The following is a 15,675-nucleotide window of genomic DNA, read 5'->3' as shown; positions in this document are numbered from 1 at the left end:
TCGCGAGTTTACAGGTCAAGCGCCGGAAATAAATATCCCGCCTCTTTATACCTACCACTTAGCGGAACGATTCAAGTGCCCTTGACAAGACTTCTCTTCATCGGCATGATTCGCGGCCTATTTTGTTTGCTATTTCCTAAAAAGTCTTTCGAGGAGCTCGACGGTGGCCAACTCACCTTCCGCCAAAAAACGTGCAAAACAGGCTGAGAAGCGTCGCAGCCACAACGCCAGCCTGCGTTCCATGGTTCGTACCTACATCAAGAATGTAGTTAAGGCCATCGACGCAAAAGACGCTGAAAAAGCTCAAGCTGCATACGTTCTGGCTGTGCCAGTTATCGACCGTATGGCCGATAAAGGCATCATCCACAAGAACAAGGCTGCTCGTCATAAGAGCCGTCTGAATGGCCACGTCAAGGCACTGAAAGAAGCTGCCTAAGCGACGTAGTCATTAAAAAACCGACCCTCGGGTCGGTTTTTTATTGCCTGCGATTTAGCGCTCCTTCCATCACAACCCCAAACAGGCACGCACCCGGTCAAGGGTACGCACCCGACTCACCGGGCTTACTCACCAAAATTGAACATGACCGGCTTCGGTGGAGGACACCCCTCTGGCGGCGGAAAGTTCTGCACGCCCGACTCATCGTACCCGGTGTAACAGCCTACCAGCTCGCCGCCCTTGAAGTTGAAGCGACGCTCAACGACGCCAGTCGAGTAGTAGCAGACCATTTCACCTTCACGCTTCGCATACGAATAGTCTTTGTATTCCCGACCTTCAACGGTGATCAGACGATACCCCTGCATGGGCTCGGAGCACTTCAATTGCCCATTGGGGTAGTAATCGTTGTGCACCACACGATCATCCGCACCCAGTAGCACTTCCTCGACCTTTCGCCCCTCGTAAGACTCGTGACGCACACTTTGCCTGACTCCGAACAGGTAATCGGCCTCGAAGTAGGCAACCCCATCGCCGCGAAAGCTACGCTGCAGGCCACACGGCTTGATTCTTGTGTACTTGCCATCGACCACATGGCAGTAATTTCTTTCTGAAACCAACGCCCCAGCCTCATTAAATGACTGATCGTTGCCGATGGGCTCATCCGCCTCATAAATGGCCACTCGGTCTAACCGACCATTTGAGTGATAGGTACGAAAGGGTCCCTCTCTATTTCCATGAAGCCAGGTGATGTCAGACAGCAGTACCGAACCATCATCGGTATAGGTCAGCGCACGCCCCTTGATCTGCCCCGCCACGTAGGTCGCCGAATAGGTCAGCTTGCCGTTCGCAGCGTAAGTTTCTCTCAAGCCATCAAGCGCACCGGCCCGGTAGTGCTCAAGCAATCGCAACACCCCCGCCCCATCAACCTCGCGCAACTCTCCTTCCTTTTTACCCGCGACAAATGACAAGGTTTGAACACGGTCGCCGTCCAGCCTCAGAGTCCAGGCGCCCTCCCTGACACCTGAGACATAAGCACCCTCTCCTTCGCCACTGACCCAACGACCATTCTGCCGACCATTCAGATACTCGCCACGAGAGATAATCTCACTCCCCCTGACTCGCTCTGCCGGGCCATCCAGAACATCTTGCTTGTACGTGTCGAAACCAGAAATATCTTCATCTTTACCGTACGCAGTGATCGTCCAGCGCCCCTCACGCAAACCGTCGACGAACAAACCTTCTGAAACACTATGGCGCTCATCGATCACCCAGGCGCCCTGCCTCAAACCATTCGCATAAGCTCCCGAGGCCTCGGAGACCGCTGCATCAAACTCGATCCAGTCACCCGTCTTCCTGCCCTGAACCATCACGCCTCGCTCCAGCACACGATCACCCCACAACTTAACGAGAGGTCCGTCCTCCGAGCCCACATAACGTTTCGGGTCAGACTCCCACGCCATTTGCGTTACACGAAAGGCCGGAGCGAGCTCACCCTCCGCCATCGGCGTGCGTTCGTAGGTCAGCGTCAACCAACGCCCTTCACGCTGCAGAAAGGTTTTCTTGTAGGCGTCATAGACACCATCTTCTGATGGCTCGCCGCCCTCCGAGGCCGGAACGCCACCAACACCGAATTCGCCCACCAGCGTGCCAGCCGTGGGATCGAGCGCATCGAATTCAGGGATGCCGGTTGTCGCCACCTCATAACCGTAGTCATAGGGCAGCAACTTGTTCAGCTCGCTCACTACCCGTGCGGCATTGAGCTTCTTCTGATTGCTCGCAATGCGATCAAGAACCGGCTGCAGACTGTTCAGCTTGCGATATTTGCCCGATCGCTCACTGAATCGATAGCCATGGAGCCCATTTCGCCCACCCGCTCGGGACAGGACAATCAAGGTCTGCATATCGCTATCGAGACTGGCGTAGAACACTGACTCAATGCTCGAATCACCGAAATTGTCGAGCATCTGCGGCACGGCTGTCGGCGCATCACACATGCACGCATACCCCACAACACCCGCCGGCTCGCGAATAAACGCCAACGTCGCGCCACTCTCCTGAGACTGAATCACCGGGTGCGCCAATGACTTGCCGGCATAAAACGGTTCGGCCTGCACTTGCATGGACAGCGAGCAACACACCATCAGCGACATAAAAAAAAACGCATACGAATCCCTTCGCGCCTGAAGCACATCAATTCAACAATGAGAAACAAAAAGGCGAGCCGAACGGCTCGCCCTCAATCACACAACCCATGGGCCTGGAAAAACAACTCGACCCTGTAATGGTTTTCAGCCTTATGGCTGAACCGGCACCCACGGCAAAATCGGAATGGCCGTCACCGCATTCTGTGGACTGCCCTCGATCACGCGATCGCTATAGACCAGATACACCAGCGTATTGCGTTTCTTGTCGAGGAAACGCACCACCTGCATGGTCTTGAACACCAACGATGTGCGCTCCTTGAACACCTCATCGCCATCCTTCAGCTCGCCCTTGAACTTGATCGGACCGACCTGACGGCAGGCAATCGAGGCTTCGGCGCGATCTTCCGCCAGACCCAGACTGCCCTTTACGCCGCCCGTTTTGGCGCGCGACAGGTAGCAGGTCACACCTTCGACTTTGGGGTCGTCGAACGCCTCGACCACGATCCGGTCGTTTGGACCGACAAATTTGAACACCGTCGACACCTGACCGATTTCCTCGGCCGAGGCCAGCAATGGCAGCGCCATCAACAGACCCAACAATCCTTTTGCTACGCGCATCTAATTTTCCTTAAACCAGAATCAGGTTGTCACGGTGAACCAGTTCCGGTTCAGCCATGTAACCCAGCAAACCGACAATCGCATCCGACGACTGACCGATGATTTTTTGAGCTTCCAGCGCACTGTAGTTGGCCAGGCCACGAGCGATCTCACGACCATCCGGCGCAACGCAAACCACCATTTCACCGCGACGAAAACTGCCCTGCACCAGCTTGACGCCCACCGGCAGCAGGCTCTTGTTACCTTGAGACAGCGCCGACACGGCACCATCATCCAGCACCAAGGTGCCGCGAGTCTGCAGATGCCCGGCCAGCCATTGCTTGCGCGCCGCCAGCATGCCGCGCTCAGGCGACAGCAAGGTGCCGATGCGCTCGCCCGCTTTCAGGCGATCCAGCACACGCTCAAGCCGACCACCCACAATGATGGTGTGCGCACCGGAACGCGCCGCCAACCGTGCTGCGCGCAGTTTGGTCTGCATGCCGCCGCGCCCCAGCGCCCCACCGGTGCCACCCGCCACCGCATCCAGGCTCGGATCATCGGCGCGCGCTTCATAGATCAGTTGGGCTTCTGGATTGTTGCGCGGATCAGCATCGAACATGCCGTCGCGATCCGTCAGGATCACCAGCAGATCAGCCTCCACCAGGTTGGCCACCAACGCCGCCAGCGTGTCGTTGTCGCCGAAACGGATTTCGTCGGTCACCACCGTGTCGTTTTCGTTGATCACCGGGATGACTTTCAGCTCGACCAGCGCCCGCAGGGTGCTGCGGGCGTTCAGGTAGCGTTTGCGATCGGACAGGTCATCGTGAGTCAGAAGAATCTGCGCGGTGTGCCGGCCATGCTCGGCGAAGCTTGATTCCCAAGCTTGCACCAGACCCATCTGACCAATTGCAGCGGCCGCCTGGAGCTCGTGCATCGCACTGGGTCGTGCGGTCCAGCCCAAGCGGCTCATGCCGGCCGCTACCGCCCCGGAGGACACCAGCACCAACTCGACGCCAGCCTCATGCAAGGCCACCATCTGCTCGACCCAGACACTCATTGCCGCGCGATCCAGCCCTTTGCCATCAGCTGTCAGCAAAGCGCTGCCGATCTTCACGACCCAACGCTGCGCACCTGTCACCTTGCTCCGCATCATCTTCAACCTTAGCTTGAGGGCAGCGCGACCCAGCGCCGCCCATGACGTTATTTGTGACTTGCGATTTCCAGATACTAAAACGCCGCTCGATTGAGCGGCGTTCAAGTTTATCGCAACGGATCAGTCACGCACGTAAATGATTTCCGGACCGTCTTCGTCATCCACATCTTCTTCGTCCCAATCATCGTCGCCGATGTCGTGGACAGACTTCACGCCACTGCGACGCAGGGCACGCTTGTCATCCAGCGCCTGCAGTTGCGCGCGCGCCTCGTCTTCGATGCGCTGATCGAGATCAGCCAGCTCTTCCTTGTAGACAGGGTCGTTGGCCAGGCGATCGGCACGATCTTCCATGTAACGCATGATGTCGTGGCACAGACGCTCGGTACCCAGCTTGGAAATGGCCGAGATCACGTAAACCGGACCAGTCCATTCCAGGCGATCAACGATCTCCTTGACGCGCTCTTCATGATCTTCTTCAAGGATCTGGTCGCACTTGTTCAGCACCAGCCAACGATCACGCTCAGCCAGGGACGGGCTGAACTTGATGAGTTCATTGGTGATCACTTCTGCAGCATCCGGAGCGCTGGCATCATCCAGCGGCGCCATGTCGACGAGGTGCAGCAGCAGACGCGTGCGCGCCAAGTGCTTGAGGAAGCGGATACCCAGGCCGGCGCCATCGGAAGCACCTTCGATCAGGCCTGGAATATCGGCAACGACGAAGCTCTTCCAGCGATCGACGCTGACCACACCCAGGTTTGGCACCAGCGTGGTGAACGGATAATCGGCAACTTTCGGCTTGGCCGCCGAGACCGAACGGATAAAGGTACTTTTACCAGCGTTCGGCAAGCCCAGCAGACCTACGTCGGCGAGCACTTTCATTTCCAGTTTCAGGTCGCGCTGCTCACCCGGTTTACCCGGAGTGGTCTGGCGCGGCGCACGGTTGGTACTGGATTTGAAACGGGTGTTACCCAGACCGTGCCAGCCGCCCTGCACCACCATCAGTTTCTGACCAGCCTTGGTCAGGTCACCGATGACTTCCTGAGTAGCGGAGTCGATCACGGTCGTGCCGACCGGAACGCGCAGAATCAGGTCTTCACCTTTTTTACCGGTGCAGTCGGTGCTGCCGCCGTTGGAACCACGCTCGGCATCGAAGTGCCGGGTGTAACGGTAATCAACCAGGGTGTTGAGGTTTTCGTCGGCCATCATGTAGATGGAACCGCCGTCACCGCCATCACCACCGTTCGGGCCACCGTTCTCGATGAATTTTTCCCGACGGAAACTCATGGCGCCATTGCCGCCATCACCAGCCTTTACTCGAATCGATACTTCATCAACAAACTTCATAACCAACGCCTCTCGCCATACGGACGAGCCGAAAAACAATCAAGACATAAGACTCTTGCAAAAATGAGCGCAGCGACCCCAAAACACGACCTGTATCGCACGCCGACAGCCCATACAAACAGTTTTGCAAGAGACTCACCCCACAAACGAAAAAGCCCCGTCGCAAGACAGGGCTCTTCCAGCGATCTCGCGATTAAGCCGCGACAACGCTCACGTAACGGCGGTTGAACGCGCCTTTTACTTCAAACTTGATCACGCCTTCGATTTTCGCGAAGAGGGTGTGATCTTTACCCATGCCAACGCCGTAACCAGCGTGGAATTGGGTGCCGCGCTGACGCACGATGATGTTGCCCGGAATGATCTTCTGGCCGCCATACATCTTCACGCCAAGGCGTTTGGCTTCTGAGTCGCGACCGTTACGGGTACTACCACCAGCTTTTTTGTGTGCCATGAGTTCAATTCTCCTAGTGAGGAATTAGGCTGAAATTAAGCCTGAATACCGGTGATTTTGATCTCGGTGTACCACTGGCGGTGGCCCATACGCTTCATGTGGTGCTTACGACGACGGAACTTGATGATGCGGATTTTATCGTGACGACCTTGGGAGATCACTTCAGCCACAACAGTAGCGCCAGCAACAACTGGGGCGCCGATGTTTACGTCGTCGCCATTGGCAACCAACAGAACGCGATCAAAGGTAACGGATTCGCCGGTAGCGATTTCCAGTTTTTCGATCTTCAGGTATTCACCTGGGGCGACTTTGTACTGCTTGCCGCCAGTAACGATTACTGCATAAGACATGGTGTTTCTCCGATAATCCTGCTCACCCAGCTCTTTATAAGAAGAGGTATTGGCTGGCATGGCTGCATGGGGCTGGAAGGCCCGCTAGCAATTGCGTAAGGCAGGTGCTGCCCAGGAAGTTCAGGGTGCGCGATTGTACGCAAGCTATCGCAGGCTTGCAAGTAGCCGTCCATCGCGCCTTGACAGGTCTGGACGGGGGTCCTAGCATGCCGCGCAACCCTTCTGGAGCGACTCTCGCTGATGCAACCCCAAGCTTTCTACCGCGCGGTGGCGGACGATTTTAGCGCCGTCGACGGCATCATCAAGAAGCAGCTGACTTCCCGAGTGCCGCTGGTATCGAAAATCGGCGATTACATCACCTCGGCCGGCGGCAAACGCCTGCGTCCTTTATTAGTGTTGCTGTGTGGCAAGGCCCTGGGTCGCGAAGGCGATGACATGCGCCTGCTCGCTGCCACCATCGAATTCCTGCACACCGCGACTTTGCTGCATGACGACGTAGTCGACATGTCCGGCATGCGCCGTGGCCGTTCGACTGCCAACGCCATGTGGGGCAACGCGCCAAGTGTGCTGGTGGGCGATTTCCTGTACTCGCGCTCGTTCGAAATGATGGTCGAACTGGGCTCGATGCCGGTGATGAAGATCCTCTCGCAGGCCACGCGCATCATCGCTGAAGGCGAAGTGCTGCAACTGTCCAAGGTCCGCGACGCCAGCACCACCGAAGAAACCTACATGGAAGTCATCCGCGGCAAGACCGCGATGCTTTTCGAAGCCTCCACCCACAGCGCCGCCGCGCTGGCCGGTGCGACCGCCGAGCAGAGCGAAGCCCTGCGCACCTTTGGCGATCACCTGGGCGTGGCATTCCAGTTGGTCGACGATCTGCTCGACTACAAGGGCGACGCAGAAACCCTGGGCAAGAACGTCGGTGACGATCTGGCCGAAGGCAAGCCGACCCTGCCGCTGATCTACACCATGCGCGAAGGCACGCCTGAACAGGCTGCACTGGTGCGCCAGGCGATCCAGAAAGGCGGGATCGAAGACCTTGAAAGCATCCGCATCGCCGTGGAAGCTTCCGGTTCGCTTGAGTACACCGCGCAACTGGCCCGCGATTACGTGGCCCGCGCGATCAAGTGCCTCGAAGCGCTGCCGGCCAGCGAATACCGTGATGCACTGGTTGAATTGAGTGAGTTTGCGGTCGCCCGTACACACTGAAATCGCTGAAAACAGATCGAAAGATCGCAGCCTTCGGCAGCTCCTACAGAGCTGTTGAGGCTGCGATTTTTTGCTTTTGGCGCCAGCAGCCGAGAAACCCTATACAATGTGCGACTTTTAGCGATCCCCTCTCAAGGAGCCCTAGTGAGCACGTTGCCACCCTGCCCGAAATGCAATTCCGAATACAGCTACGAAGACGGCACTCAACTGGTGTGCCCGGAGTGCGCCCACGAGTGGTCTGCCAATGGCGAAGCCGAAGCAGCCTCCGATGACGCCGTGAAGAAAGATTCGGTCGGCAACGTCCTGCAGGACGGCGACACCATCACCGTGATCAAGGACCTCAAGGTCAAAGGTACGTCGCTGGTGGTCAAGGTCGGCACCAAGGTCAAGAACATCCGTTTGTGCGATGGCGACCACGACATCGACTGCAAGATCGACGGCATCGGCCCGATGAAGCTCAAATCCGAGTTCGTCAGAAAAGTCTGATCCTGCTGTCATCCATCCCGCGCCCGCCGTGGGATGGAGCTCCGCCCTCCCCTGTTTCCCTCAGCACATCCACGCAATAGCCAAGCGCCAGCCGTTTTGACCTTACGCAATCTTTACCCTGAAAAATCTGCAATCCGCCAATAGGCGCTTGCTATTTGATGAATAAGAATTATTCTCATTGAAACCCTTTCAATGGAGATGAGAACCATGACTTATTTGATCGACGCCTGGCTGGATCGCCCACACCCTTACCTCAGAATCCTGCATCGGGAAACCGGGGAAGTCTGTGCGGTGCTTGAAGAAGAAGCCTTGCATGAGCTGCAGGATCAGGGTGATCTGGATGTCAGCAGCCTGAATTCCAGCGAGCCGCTGGTGCTCAAGGAGCTGGTGCGCAATCTGTTCCTGTTCTGCTACGCCCGGGCCTTGCGCCCGACCAATGAACTGCATCACAAGATTGAAATATGAGAGTCACGGAAAAAACTGTGGGAGCCAGCCTGCTGGTGACGGCATCAACGCGGTCTTGAACAAAAACCGGTGTCGACCCTATCGCCAGCAGGCTGGCTCCCACATTAGCCTGTCATTCAGACAGGCCAGGTGTTACAGAACGTCCAGCAGCTCGACGTCGAATACCAGAACGCTGTGCGGCGGGATGCTGCCGACGCCTTGAGCGCCGTAAGCCAGTTCGCTCGGCACGTACAGGCGCCATTTGCTGCCGGCATTCATCAGTTGCAGGGCTTCGGTCCAGCCGGCGATGACGCCGCCAACCGGGAATTCTGCTGGCTGGCCACGCTCGTACGAGCTGTCGAACACAGTGCCGTCGATCAGGGTGCCGTGGTAGTGAGTACGCACTTGATCTTCACGGCTTGGCTTGGCGCCTTCGCCCTGAGTCAGCACTTCGAATTGCAGGCCGGAAGCCAGAGTGGTGATGCCGTCACGCTTGGCGTTTTCAGCCAGGAATGCCAGGCCTTCGCCTGCTGCAGCTTCAGCCTTGGCAGCCGCTTCGGCTTGCATGATCTCGCGGATCACTTTGAAGCTGGCGGACATTTCTTCCTGACCTACACGGCTTTCCTTACCGGCGAAAGCGTCGGTCAGACCGGCCAGAATGGCGTCAAGGCTGACACCCGGTGGCGGGTTGTCGCGCAGCTGGTCACCCAGCTGACGGCCGATACCGTAGCTGACGCGAGTTTCGTCGGTGGACAGATTTACTTCGGACATGACACTGCTCCGCTGTGCGGACGGCCAACAGACGTGCCGTGCGTACACAGCGCGTCCCGGCGCGCCCGGAACCAAAAGGGCGAGCAGACTAGCACAGATGCCCTGCCGTTTGGGGCGACGGGGCTACAGCGCGGAACGCCAGGCGAGCGGCACTTTCAGACTTTCCTCGCCACTGGCGCCGAGGCCACACATTTCATCATGTACCGAGGTGTGTACGAGGTTGAACGGCAATACCGGAAAGGTATGCAACACATCACGGGCATGTTCGACCGAGCGTAGCGTCAACATCTGCCCTTGAGCGTTGCTGAGCGGATACGCCGCCCCACGCATACGCGCTTCGAGCAGGTAAATGCCGCCTTCCATGGAGATCAGGTTCAGCTCATCGACCTTGCCGGCGATGGCGTACGCGTTCAACTCTTGCAGGTTCATGAACACACCTCACGCAGTGGCGAGCCAGTAGGTCTACAGGGATATGCCTGCGGGCAAAAAAGCACAAGCCAAAAACGACACCGCCCGTCTGTTTCGCAACAGACGGGCGGTTTTGCAGCGATCAAAGAATGATCAGTGCTTGGTGAGCTTATCCAGGTAACCCATGGCAAATGCCGAAATCACAAACGTCATGTGGATGATCACGTACCACATCAGGTGCTCGGGATCGACGTTCTTGGCGTCCATGAAAATGCGCAGCAAGTGGATCGAAGAAATCGCCACGATCGAAGCCGCCACTTTCATCTTCAGCGACGAGGAGTCCATGGTGCCCAGCCAGCTGAGCTTCTCTTTGCCCTCATCGATGTCCAGTTGCGAGACGAAATTCTCGTAGCCGGAAATCATCACCATCACCAGCAGGCCACCGACCAGCGCCATGTCGATCAGCGACAGCAGGACCAGAATCAGATCCGACTCGGCCATCGAGAAGACGTTGGGGAGGATGTGGAAAACTTCCTGGAAAAATTTCAGTGCCAACGCCAGGAGCCCGAGGGACAGCCCGATGTAGATCGGCGCCAGCAGCCAGCGCGTGGCATACATTGCATTTTCGATAAAGCGTTCCATTGAATCTCACACAAGGGGGGTTGTAATGGGGGGCGAGTATACCAGCCCGCTGTGACAGCCAGAAACCGCCTGAAAATCCGCTACCGGCGCACGTGTGCGGCATTTTTTTCTGCTAGTGTCCAAACCATTGACGGCCCAGCGAAAGCGGACAGGAAAAGTGGAAATGGATGTGCGATTGCCGATAACGATTGCCGGAATTTGCTTCACCCTGCTCCTTGGCGGTTGCTCGCAAGGTGACGAAAAGCACACGGTCAGCCTTGAAGAAAAAACCGTAAAATTCGAACAATCACTGGACGCCATCACCGATCCGAAGCTCAAGGACGCCGTCACCGAACTCGGCGGTTCACTGCTGTTGCTCGAACGCGCACAGCTCAAGCTCGACAGCAATCCGGCAAAAACCGAATACGGCGAAGACGCCCTTGGCGTGCTCAAGCACTACCCTACCCCGCAGGCGCTGGTCGATACCTTCATCAATGGTCTGTTTGTGCTGCACAAGGATGCCAGCTCCGATTACCTCATCGACTTGCAACCGGTTTTCCCGTTTAACCTGAACATTCCCGGCGGCTTCCTGTTCCCGCATGGCGTGGAGTGGCAATCGGTGACGCTAAGCAACAAGCGCGTCATTGCTTATCAGCCGGAGTGGTCGGAAACCGATCCGGGCATTCAGCTCAGCCCATCCAGCTCCAACGTCACCAACCCCGATGACCTGACCGTGACCTACCCGTTCATCGATGGCCTGGACGTCGACAAGAAAAACCTGCCGCAACCGGTGAGCCTGCAAGGCCAGGTCGAAGTCATCGCGCCGCGCCGCTTGTACAGTTTTGACCTGACGCAGAAAGATGTCGGCCAGACCCGTACCAACGACAATCTCAGCGTCAAACTGCTCAAGCTTGAAAAGAACTACGCCGAAGTCGAATTCAGCAACAACCTGCCGCTGGCCCCGGAAGTCGCTGACGCCCAGCTCAATCCGCTGATCGTTCAGGCGCGCGACGGCAGTGGCCAATACCTGGTGCGTGCCGGTTCGATCAACGAAAGTCCGGAGCAGGTTACCTTCTACGAAAAACAACTGACGCACCTGCAACAGCAGAAAACCTGGAGCGACGCGCTGGAAAAGCAGCTCAGTGACGACCAACTGGCGTTCGAGCAACAACACCCGCGCCGCTACAACAAGGTCTACTTCAACGGCCCGATCGAGACGCTGGAAGTCAGCCTGCTGGATTTTTCCTCGGCAACCGTGACACGCAAGGCACTGGATCTGCCGATTCGCACCTTCAACCCGCACACCGTGGAAAAAACTGTCCAGCCATTGGACTTGCCGATTGTGGTGTATGACGATCTGGCCGCGAACTGGCTCAAAGGCGCGAGCCTGACCGAGGATCAGTTGAAGGCTGGCATCCGTATTCAACAATCGGTGGAGGACTCGAGCGCTGCGCGCATCGAGTTTTCTCACCGCCGCACCTTCAACGACGAACTGCTCGGGGACGACTTCAACCCCGGGGTCAGCCCGGTGACGTTCTTCACCGAAAAGCGCAGCGGCAAACTCGATGAACCGATCGAGCTACCGCCCGAGGCTTATCAGGTCGATCCACTGAACGCGACGATCACCTACGATTTGAACCTGTTTCCGGATACGCCGGCGATTGCCGTCGGCTCAATGCCGCTGTTTCTCGCATCGGTCGAGAAAAAAACCTATGACGCCAAGTCTTTGCCCAAAGGTCTGGAGATCAGGAACAACACGCTGGTGGTCGACTTGAAGCTGTTCCCCGCCGATGAATGGCGATTCTTCGTCAAGGACGACAGCGGCAAATACCTCAAGCAGATTCTCTCGGTCAGCCACGATGCGAGCGCAGAAGGCCCGGCGCTGTCTGGCGTGCACTACTTCTATGGCCGTCCAACCCACGTGGAAACCTATCAGCGAACCAACCTCGCCACCGTGCAATACGGCTTTGAGGTCAAGCTCGACAAGGCGCAAGTAGCTGAGACTGCTCCTTGAAAAGCAAAGTCAAAAGATCGCAGCCTTCGGTAGCTCCTACAGGGGCGCGTGTCAGTTGAGGCTGCGGCCACGCCCGCCGTTGATCTGCCGAAGCTGGGCTTGCAGGTGCAGGCTCCAGATCTGTGGGTCGTCGGCCAGCTCATAGCCGTGCAACGTCAGACTTTCAACGATGGTGTCGAGAATCGACTCAGCGGCAATCGGGCCGTGGAACGGACCCTGGGCTTTGATGGCGGAAGGTTGTTCGCCGGCCATGCCGGCAGCGAAGAGCAGTGTCCACATGCCGTTATCGCCGGCCAACGGTTTGATGGCGCATTCGATACGGGTCACGAGACCCAGACATTGACGGGTGAGGCAGAGGTTGCGCGACATGGCGGCGACCCTCGGTAAAGCCGGTATTCAGCCCTCTCGGGAGGACTGGCTCGATCCAGTGATACTGTCGATATCCTTGAGCTGAGAATAGAAGAAAAGTCCGCCGGGCAAGCTTTATGAAACCAGAATGCGCCGAATGGTCATTGTGTGAATATTGGCGTCAGAGTTGTGGCGATTTCCCTGAAGATCGACACAAAACAAATGTAGGAGTGAGCCTGCTCGCGATGGCGGTGTGTCAGGCAACATTTTTGTCGACTGACACACCGCTATCGCGAGCAGGCTCACTCCTACAGTTTGACCGCGTTGGGCGTTAAGCCGGTTTGGCTTCTACCAACGCCTCCTGCGCCAGCTCCTTCTCGGCTTCTTTGAGATCTTCTTCGCTGATCATTTCGGCAATATCGCGCAGGCGTTCTACCACTCGCGCATTGATGCTGCCCTCCGGGAATTCACCATCGGCATTCGGCTCACCGGCCGGCTCACCGGCCAGCAGGCTCAGCGCTTCGTCGGCCTGACGCACCGCGTACACGTGGAATTGCCCCGCGCGCACTGCCGCCAGCACTTTCTCATCGAGCATCAACGTAGCGACGTTGGCCTGCGGGATGATCGCGCCTTGCTCGCCGGTCAGGCCGCGTGCTTCGCAGAGGCGGAAGAAGCCTTCGATCTTCTCGTTGACCCCGCCCACCGCCTGCACTTCACCGAACTGGTTGATCGAACCGGTGATCGCGAAGCATTGCTTGAGCGGGGTTTTCGACAACGCCGAAATCAGCGTGCACGCCTCGCCCAGCGACGCACTGTCGCCGTCGACGTAACCGTAGGATTGCTCCAGTGCGATGCTCGCGGAAATCGCCAGCGGGAATTCCTGGGCGTAACGGCTGCCCAGATACCCGGTGAGGATCATCACGCCTTTGGAGTGGATCGGCTGGCCAAGATTGACCTCACGCTCGATGTCGACGATACCGCTGCCGCCCGGGTACACCGTGGCGGAAATCCGCGCCGGCACACCGAACGCCGAGTCACCGACTTCAAGCACGGTCAGCCCGTTGCACTTGCCCACCGCCGCGCCATCGGTGTCGATCAGGATGATCCCGGCGAGCATGTCATCGAGAATCCGCGCCGACACGCGCCCGGTGCGGGTGGCCTTGGCTTTCAGGGCACGCTCGATGTGACCGGCATCGGTCATCTCATCGCCGGCCAGATGCCGGATGAAATCCGCCTCGCTGACCAACTGGAAAAGATCACCGATGCGCGCCGACAAACGTCCTTGGTGTTCGGCCAGACGTGCGCTGTAAGTCGCCAGACGCGCGACCGCATCGGCCGTCAGCGGAGCCATGCCTTCTTCCGAAGTCCGGGTTTTCAGGAGCTGGGCAAATTGCTCCAGGCTTTCGTCGACCATCGGGATGTCTTCGTCGAAGTCGACCAGAACGCGGAACATCTCCTGGAAGTCCGGATCGAGGTCCTGCAACGTGTAGTACAGCGACCGCGCGCCGATGATGATGACTTTGACCTGCAACGGAATGTGCTGCGGGTTGAGGGTCACGGTGGCGAAGCGGCCCATCTCGCCCAGCGGCGATTCCATTTTCAGCTTGCGCGATTGCAGGGCGCGCTTGAGCGCATCCCATACGAACGGCTCGCTGAGCATTTTTTCCGCTTCAAGAATCAGGAAACCACCGTTGGCGCGGTGCAAGGCACCCGGACGCAACTGGCGATAGGTGGTGTAAAGCGCGCCCTGATCGGTGGTGTATTCAATGCGACCGAACAGATTTTCGTACGTCGGGTGCGGCTCGAAAACCACGGGCGCGCCACCGCTGGACGGATGACCGACCACCAGACTCGGCGCGTATTGCTCTTCCAGCAGTTTGCGGGCGACGGCGTCGGTCTTGCTGTCGTCGACCAGTTGCTCGACCACGGTTTTCAGCAGGTACACCTGCATCGCTTGCAGGTAACCGCAGACCACTGCGTTCTCCGCATACTTCTCGGACAACGGCGACAGCAATGGCTGCAAGGCCAGGGTGATGGTTTCTTCATTGAGCGAACGCAGTTGATTGTTCGACTCACGCTTCCACTGCGGCAGGCTGGCGAGTTCTTCGTTCAGGCGTTCTTCGAGACCGGAAATGTCTTCGTGAAAACGCTCGCGATCGGCTTCCGGCAACTGGGCGAATTCAGCTTCATCCAGCGCCTTGCCGTCGAGCATCGGCGTGAACGCGATGTTGCTGCTGTCGCGATACAGGGCAACGTCTTTTTCCAGGGCCAGGCGCTCGATGATGTCGAGGGCCTTGTCGTAGCGCTGGTTGAAGGCGCGGTCGATGGCGCTTTTCTTTTGCTGGTAGGACGGGTGTTCGAAGACCGCCGGAAAAGTCGCCAGCAGATTATCGATCAAGCCGTTGATGTCACCGATGAACGCGCCGGCCGTGCCCGATGGCAACTCCAGTGCGCGCGGTTCGCGCGGTTCATCGAAATTATTCACGTAGACCCAGTCTGCCGGGGTCTGCAGGCGTTTGCCTTCGGCTTTCAGGTAGCGTTTGACGAACGAGAAGCGACCGGTGCCGGGCTCGCCCATGACAAAAACGTTGTAACCGGGGCGTGGCATGGCCACACCGAACTGCAAGGCTTCGACCGCACGTTCCTGGCCGAGCACACCGCGAAAGGGCTCCAGATCATTGGTGGTAGTGAAGCTGAACTGTTCAGCGGAAAACGGACGGGTCAGCGCTTCGGGCGCTAGACGCAAGCTGGCAGCAACAGGATCAGGCATCGGGCTTCCTTAACAATCAGGCGGGGCAGATAGCGGCATTCTGGCGCTGCCCGTACCCCACTGGCAAGGCGCGCCATGTGACAAAGCATAGACAAACGCCCGGCCCGTGACCCGCGCCCTTGAAACCGG

At 57.9% G+C, this 15,675-nt stretch carries 16 protein-coding genes; 5 read left to right on the top strand and 11 right to left on the bottom strand.

The annotated features are described in order from the left end of the window. The first annotated feature begins 163 nt into the window (after positions 1–163). Positions 164–436 (top strand): 30S ribosomal protein S20, encoded by a 273-nt coding sequence (gene rpsT, locus ICA15_RS24730; RefSeq protein ID WP_003228351.1) that lies wholly within the window; start codon positions 164–166, stop codon positions 434–436. A 125-nt stretch (positions 437–561) separates the two neighbouring features. Here the strand turns inward: rpsT and ICA15_RS24725 are convergent, their stop codons facing one another. The 6 genes from ICA15_RS24725 to rplU all read right to left on the bottom strand — a co-directional run bounded on the left by ICA15_RS24725 (position 562) and on the right by rplU (position 6,475). Beyond that, positions 562–2,586 (bottom strand): toxin-antitoxin system YwqK family antitoxin, encoded by a 2,025-nt coding sequence (locus ICA15_RS24725; RefSeq protein ID WP_210554896.1) that lies wholly within the window; start codon positions 2,584–2,586, stop codon positions 562–564. 144 nt (positions 2,587–2,730) lie between these two features. Then, entirely contained in the window at positions 2,731–3,198 is a 468-nt protein-coding gene (locus ICA15_RS24720) for a CreA family protein (protein WP_210554895.1), read from the bottom strand. A 10-nt stretch (positions 3,199–3,208) separates the two neighbouring features. After that, a complete protein-coding gene (proB, locus tag ICA15_RS24715; protein ID WP_042561149.1) occupies positions 3,209–4,327 on the bottom strand; it encodes a glutamate 5-kinase in 1,119 nt (372 codons plus the stop codon). A 123-nt stretch (positions 4,328–4,450) separates the two neighbouring features. Continuing rightward, positions 4,451–5,674 carry an Obg family GTPase CgtA gene (gene cgtA, locus ICA15_RS24710; protein ID WP_150602194.1) on the bottom strand — a complete coding sequence of 408 codons (1,224 nt, stop codon included), beginning with the start codon at positions 5,672–5,674 and terminating at the stop codon, positions 4,451–4,453. Between the two features lie 193 nt (positions 5,675–5,867). After that, positions 5,868–6,125, bottom strand: a complete 258-nt coding sequence (rpmA, locus tag ICA15_RS24705; protein ID WP_003176049.1) for a 50S ribosomal protein L27 — start codon at positions 6,123–6,125, stop codon at positions 5,868–5,870. A gap of 35 nt (positions 6,126–6,160) precedes the next feature. Continuing rightward, entirely contained in the window at positions 6,161–6,475 is a 315-nt protein-coding gene (rplU, locus tag ICA15_RS24700; protein ID WP_003230856.1) for a 50S ribosomal protein L21, read from the bottom strand. A gap of 240 nt (positions 6,476–6,715) precedes the next feature. Here rplU and ICA15_RS24695 point away from each other — a divergent pair, with 240 nt between their 5' ends. The 3 genes from ICA15_RS24695 to ICA15_RS24685 all read left to right on the top strand — a co-directional run bounded on the left by ICA15_RS24695 (position 6,716) and on the right by ICA15_RS24685 (position 8,635). Continuing rightward, positions 6,716–7,684, top strand: coding sequence for a polyprenyl synthetase family protein (locus tag ICA15_RS24695; protein WP_007909817.1), 969 nt, complete (start codon positions 6,716–6,718; stop codon positions 7,682–7,684). A gap of 144 nt (positions 7,685–7,828) precedes the next feature. Next, positions 7,829–8,170, top strand: a complete 342-nt coding sequence (locus ICA15_RS24690; RefSeq protein WP_042561151.1) for a zinc ribbon domain-containing protein YjdM — start codon at positions 7,829–7,831, stop codon at positions 8,168–8,170. A gap of 207 nt (positions 8,171–8,377) precedes the next feature. Beyond that, complete coding sequence (locus ICA15_RS24685) at positions 8,378–8,635, top strand: hypothetical protein (RefSeq protein WP_003228365.1); 258 nt, start codon at positions 8,378–8,380, stop codon at positions 8,633–8,635. 132 nt (positions 8,636–8,767) lie between these two features. Here the strand turns inward: ICA15_RS24685 and ICA15_RS24680 are convergent, their stop codons facing one another. From ICA15_RS24680 to ICA15_RS24670, 3 genes are all read right to left on the bottom strand, one after another. Beyond that, positions 8,768–9,385: an FKBP-type peptidyl-prolyl cis-trans isomerase gene (locus ICA15_RS24680; protein ID WP_042561153.1), complete on the bottom strand. Its 618-nt coding sequence runs from the start codon at positions 9,383–9,385 to the stop codon at positions 8,768–8,770. 123 nt (positions 9,386–9,508) lie between these two features. Beyond that, complete coding sequence (locus ICA15_RS24675; RefSeq protein ID WP_150602191.1) at positions 9,509–9,814, bottom strand: DUF6482 family protein; 306 nt, start codon at positions 9,812–9,814, stop codon at positions 9,509–9,511. A gap of 132 nt (positions 9,815–9,946) precedes the next feature. Beyond that, the gene (locus tag ICA15_RS24670; RefSeq protein ID WP_042561155.1) at positions 9,947–10,435 is read right to left on the bottom strand and encodes a TIGR00645 family protein; all 489 of its coding nucleotides are present in this window, start codon (positions 10,433–10,435) and stop codon (positions 9,947–9,949) included. Between the two features lie 163 nt (positions 10,436–10,598). Here ICA15_RS24670 and ICA15_RS24665 point away from each other — a divergent pair, with 163 nt between their 5' ends. Continuing rightward, positions 10,599–12,428, top strand: a complete 1,830-nt coding sequence (locus ICA15_RS24665; RefSeq protein WP_210554894.1) for a hypothetical protein — start codon at positions 10,599–10,601, stop codon at positions 12,426–12,428. Between the two features lie 51 nt (positions 12,429–12,479). Here ICA15_RS24665 and ICA15_RS24660 read toward each other — a convergent pair whose 3' ends face one another. Both ICA15_RS24660 and ICA15_RS24655 read right to left on the bottom strand, forming a co-directional pair. Continuing rightward, positions 12,480–12,797, bottom strand: coding sequence for a hypothetical protein (locus tag ICA15_RS24660; RefSeq protein WP_150602189.1), 318 nt, complete (start codon positions 12,795–12,797; stop codon positions 12,480–12,482). Between the two features lie 310 nt (positions 12,798–13,107). Further along, entirely contained in the window at positions 13,108–15,546 is a 2,439-nt protein-coding gene (locus tag ICA15_RS24655; protein WP_210554893.1) for a Lon protease family protein, read from the bottom strand. Between the last annotated feature and the right edge of the window lie 129 nt (positions 15,547–15,675).

The sequence above is a fragment of the Pseudomonas sp. P116 genome (assembly GCF_020149425.1).
In the GTDB taxonomy this organism is placed as follows: domain Bacteria; phylum Pseudomonadota; class Gammaproteobacteria; order Pseudomonadales; family Pseudomonadaceae; genus Aquipseudomonas; species Aquipseudomonas anatoliensis.
Note: the sequence above shows the minus strand (reverse complement) of the source record. Positions and strands in the feature narration are given on the sequence as shown.

Excerpts from the sequence above, each read along its gene's own strand:
- ICA15_RS24695 (WP_007909817.1), top strand. The coding sequence starts at position 6,716 with ATGCAACCCCAAGCTTTCTACCGCGCGGTGGCGGACGATTTTAGCGCC.
- rplU (WP_003230856.1), bottom strand. The coding sequence starts at position 6,475 with ATGTCTTATGCAGTAATCGTTACTGGCGGCAAGCAGTACAAAGTCGCC.
- ICA15_RS24665 (WP_210554894.1), top strand. The coding sequence starts at position 10,599 with ATGGATGTGCGATTGCCGATAACGATTGCCGGAATTTGCTTCACCCTG.
- ICA15_RS24725 (WP_210554896.1), bottom strand. The coding sequence starts at position 2,586 with ATGTCGCTGATGGTGTGTTGCTCGCTGTCCATGCAAGTGCAGGCCGAA.
- proB (WP_042561149.1), bottom strand. The coding sequence starts at position 4,327 with ATGCGGAGCAAGGTGACAGGTGCGCAGCGTTGGGTCGTGAAGATCGGC.
- rpmA (WP_003176049.1), bottom strand. The coding sequence starts at position 6,125 with ATGGCACACAAAAAAGCTGGTGGTAGTACCCGTAACGGTCGCGACTCA.
- ICA15_RS24670 (WP_042561155.1), bottom strand. The coding sequence starts at position 10,435 with ATGGAACGCTTTATCGAAAATGCAATGTATGCCACGCGCTGGCTGCTG.
- ICA15_RS24675 (WP_150602191.1), bottom strand. The coding sequence starts at position 9,814 with ATGAACCTGCAAGAGTTGAACGCGTACGCCATCGCCGGCAAGGTCGAT.
- cgtA (WP_150602194.1), bottom strand. The coding sequence starts at position 5,674 with ATGAAGTTTGTTGATGAAGTATCGATTCGAGTAAAGGCTGGTGATGGC.
- ICA15_RS24655 (WP_210554893.1), bottom strand. The coding sequence starts at position 15,546 with ATGCCTGATCCTGTTGCTGCCAGCTTGCGTCTAGCGCCCGAAGCGCTG.
- ICA15_RS24685 (WP_003228365.1), top strand. The coding sequence starts at position 8,378 with ATGACTTATTTGATCGACGCCTGGCTGGATCGCCCACACCCTTACCTC.
- ICA15_RS24720 (WP_210554895.1), bottom strand. The coding sequence starts at position 3,198 with ATGCGCGTAGCAAAAGGATTGTTGGGTCTGTTGATGGCGCTGCCATTG.
- ICA15_RS24680 (WP_042561153.1), bottom strand. The coding sequence starts at position 9,385 with ATGTCCGAAGTAAATCTGTCCACCGACGAAACTCGCGTCAGCTACGGT.
- ICA15_RS24660 (WP_150602189.1), bottom strand. The coding sequence starts at position 12,797 with ATGTCGCGCAACCTCTGCCTCACCCGTCAATGTCTGGGTCTCGTGACC.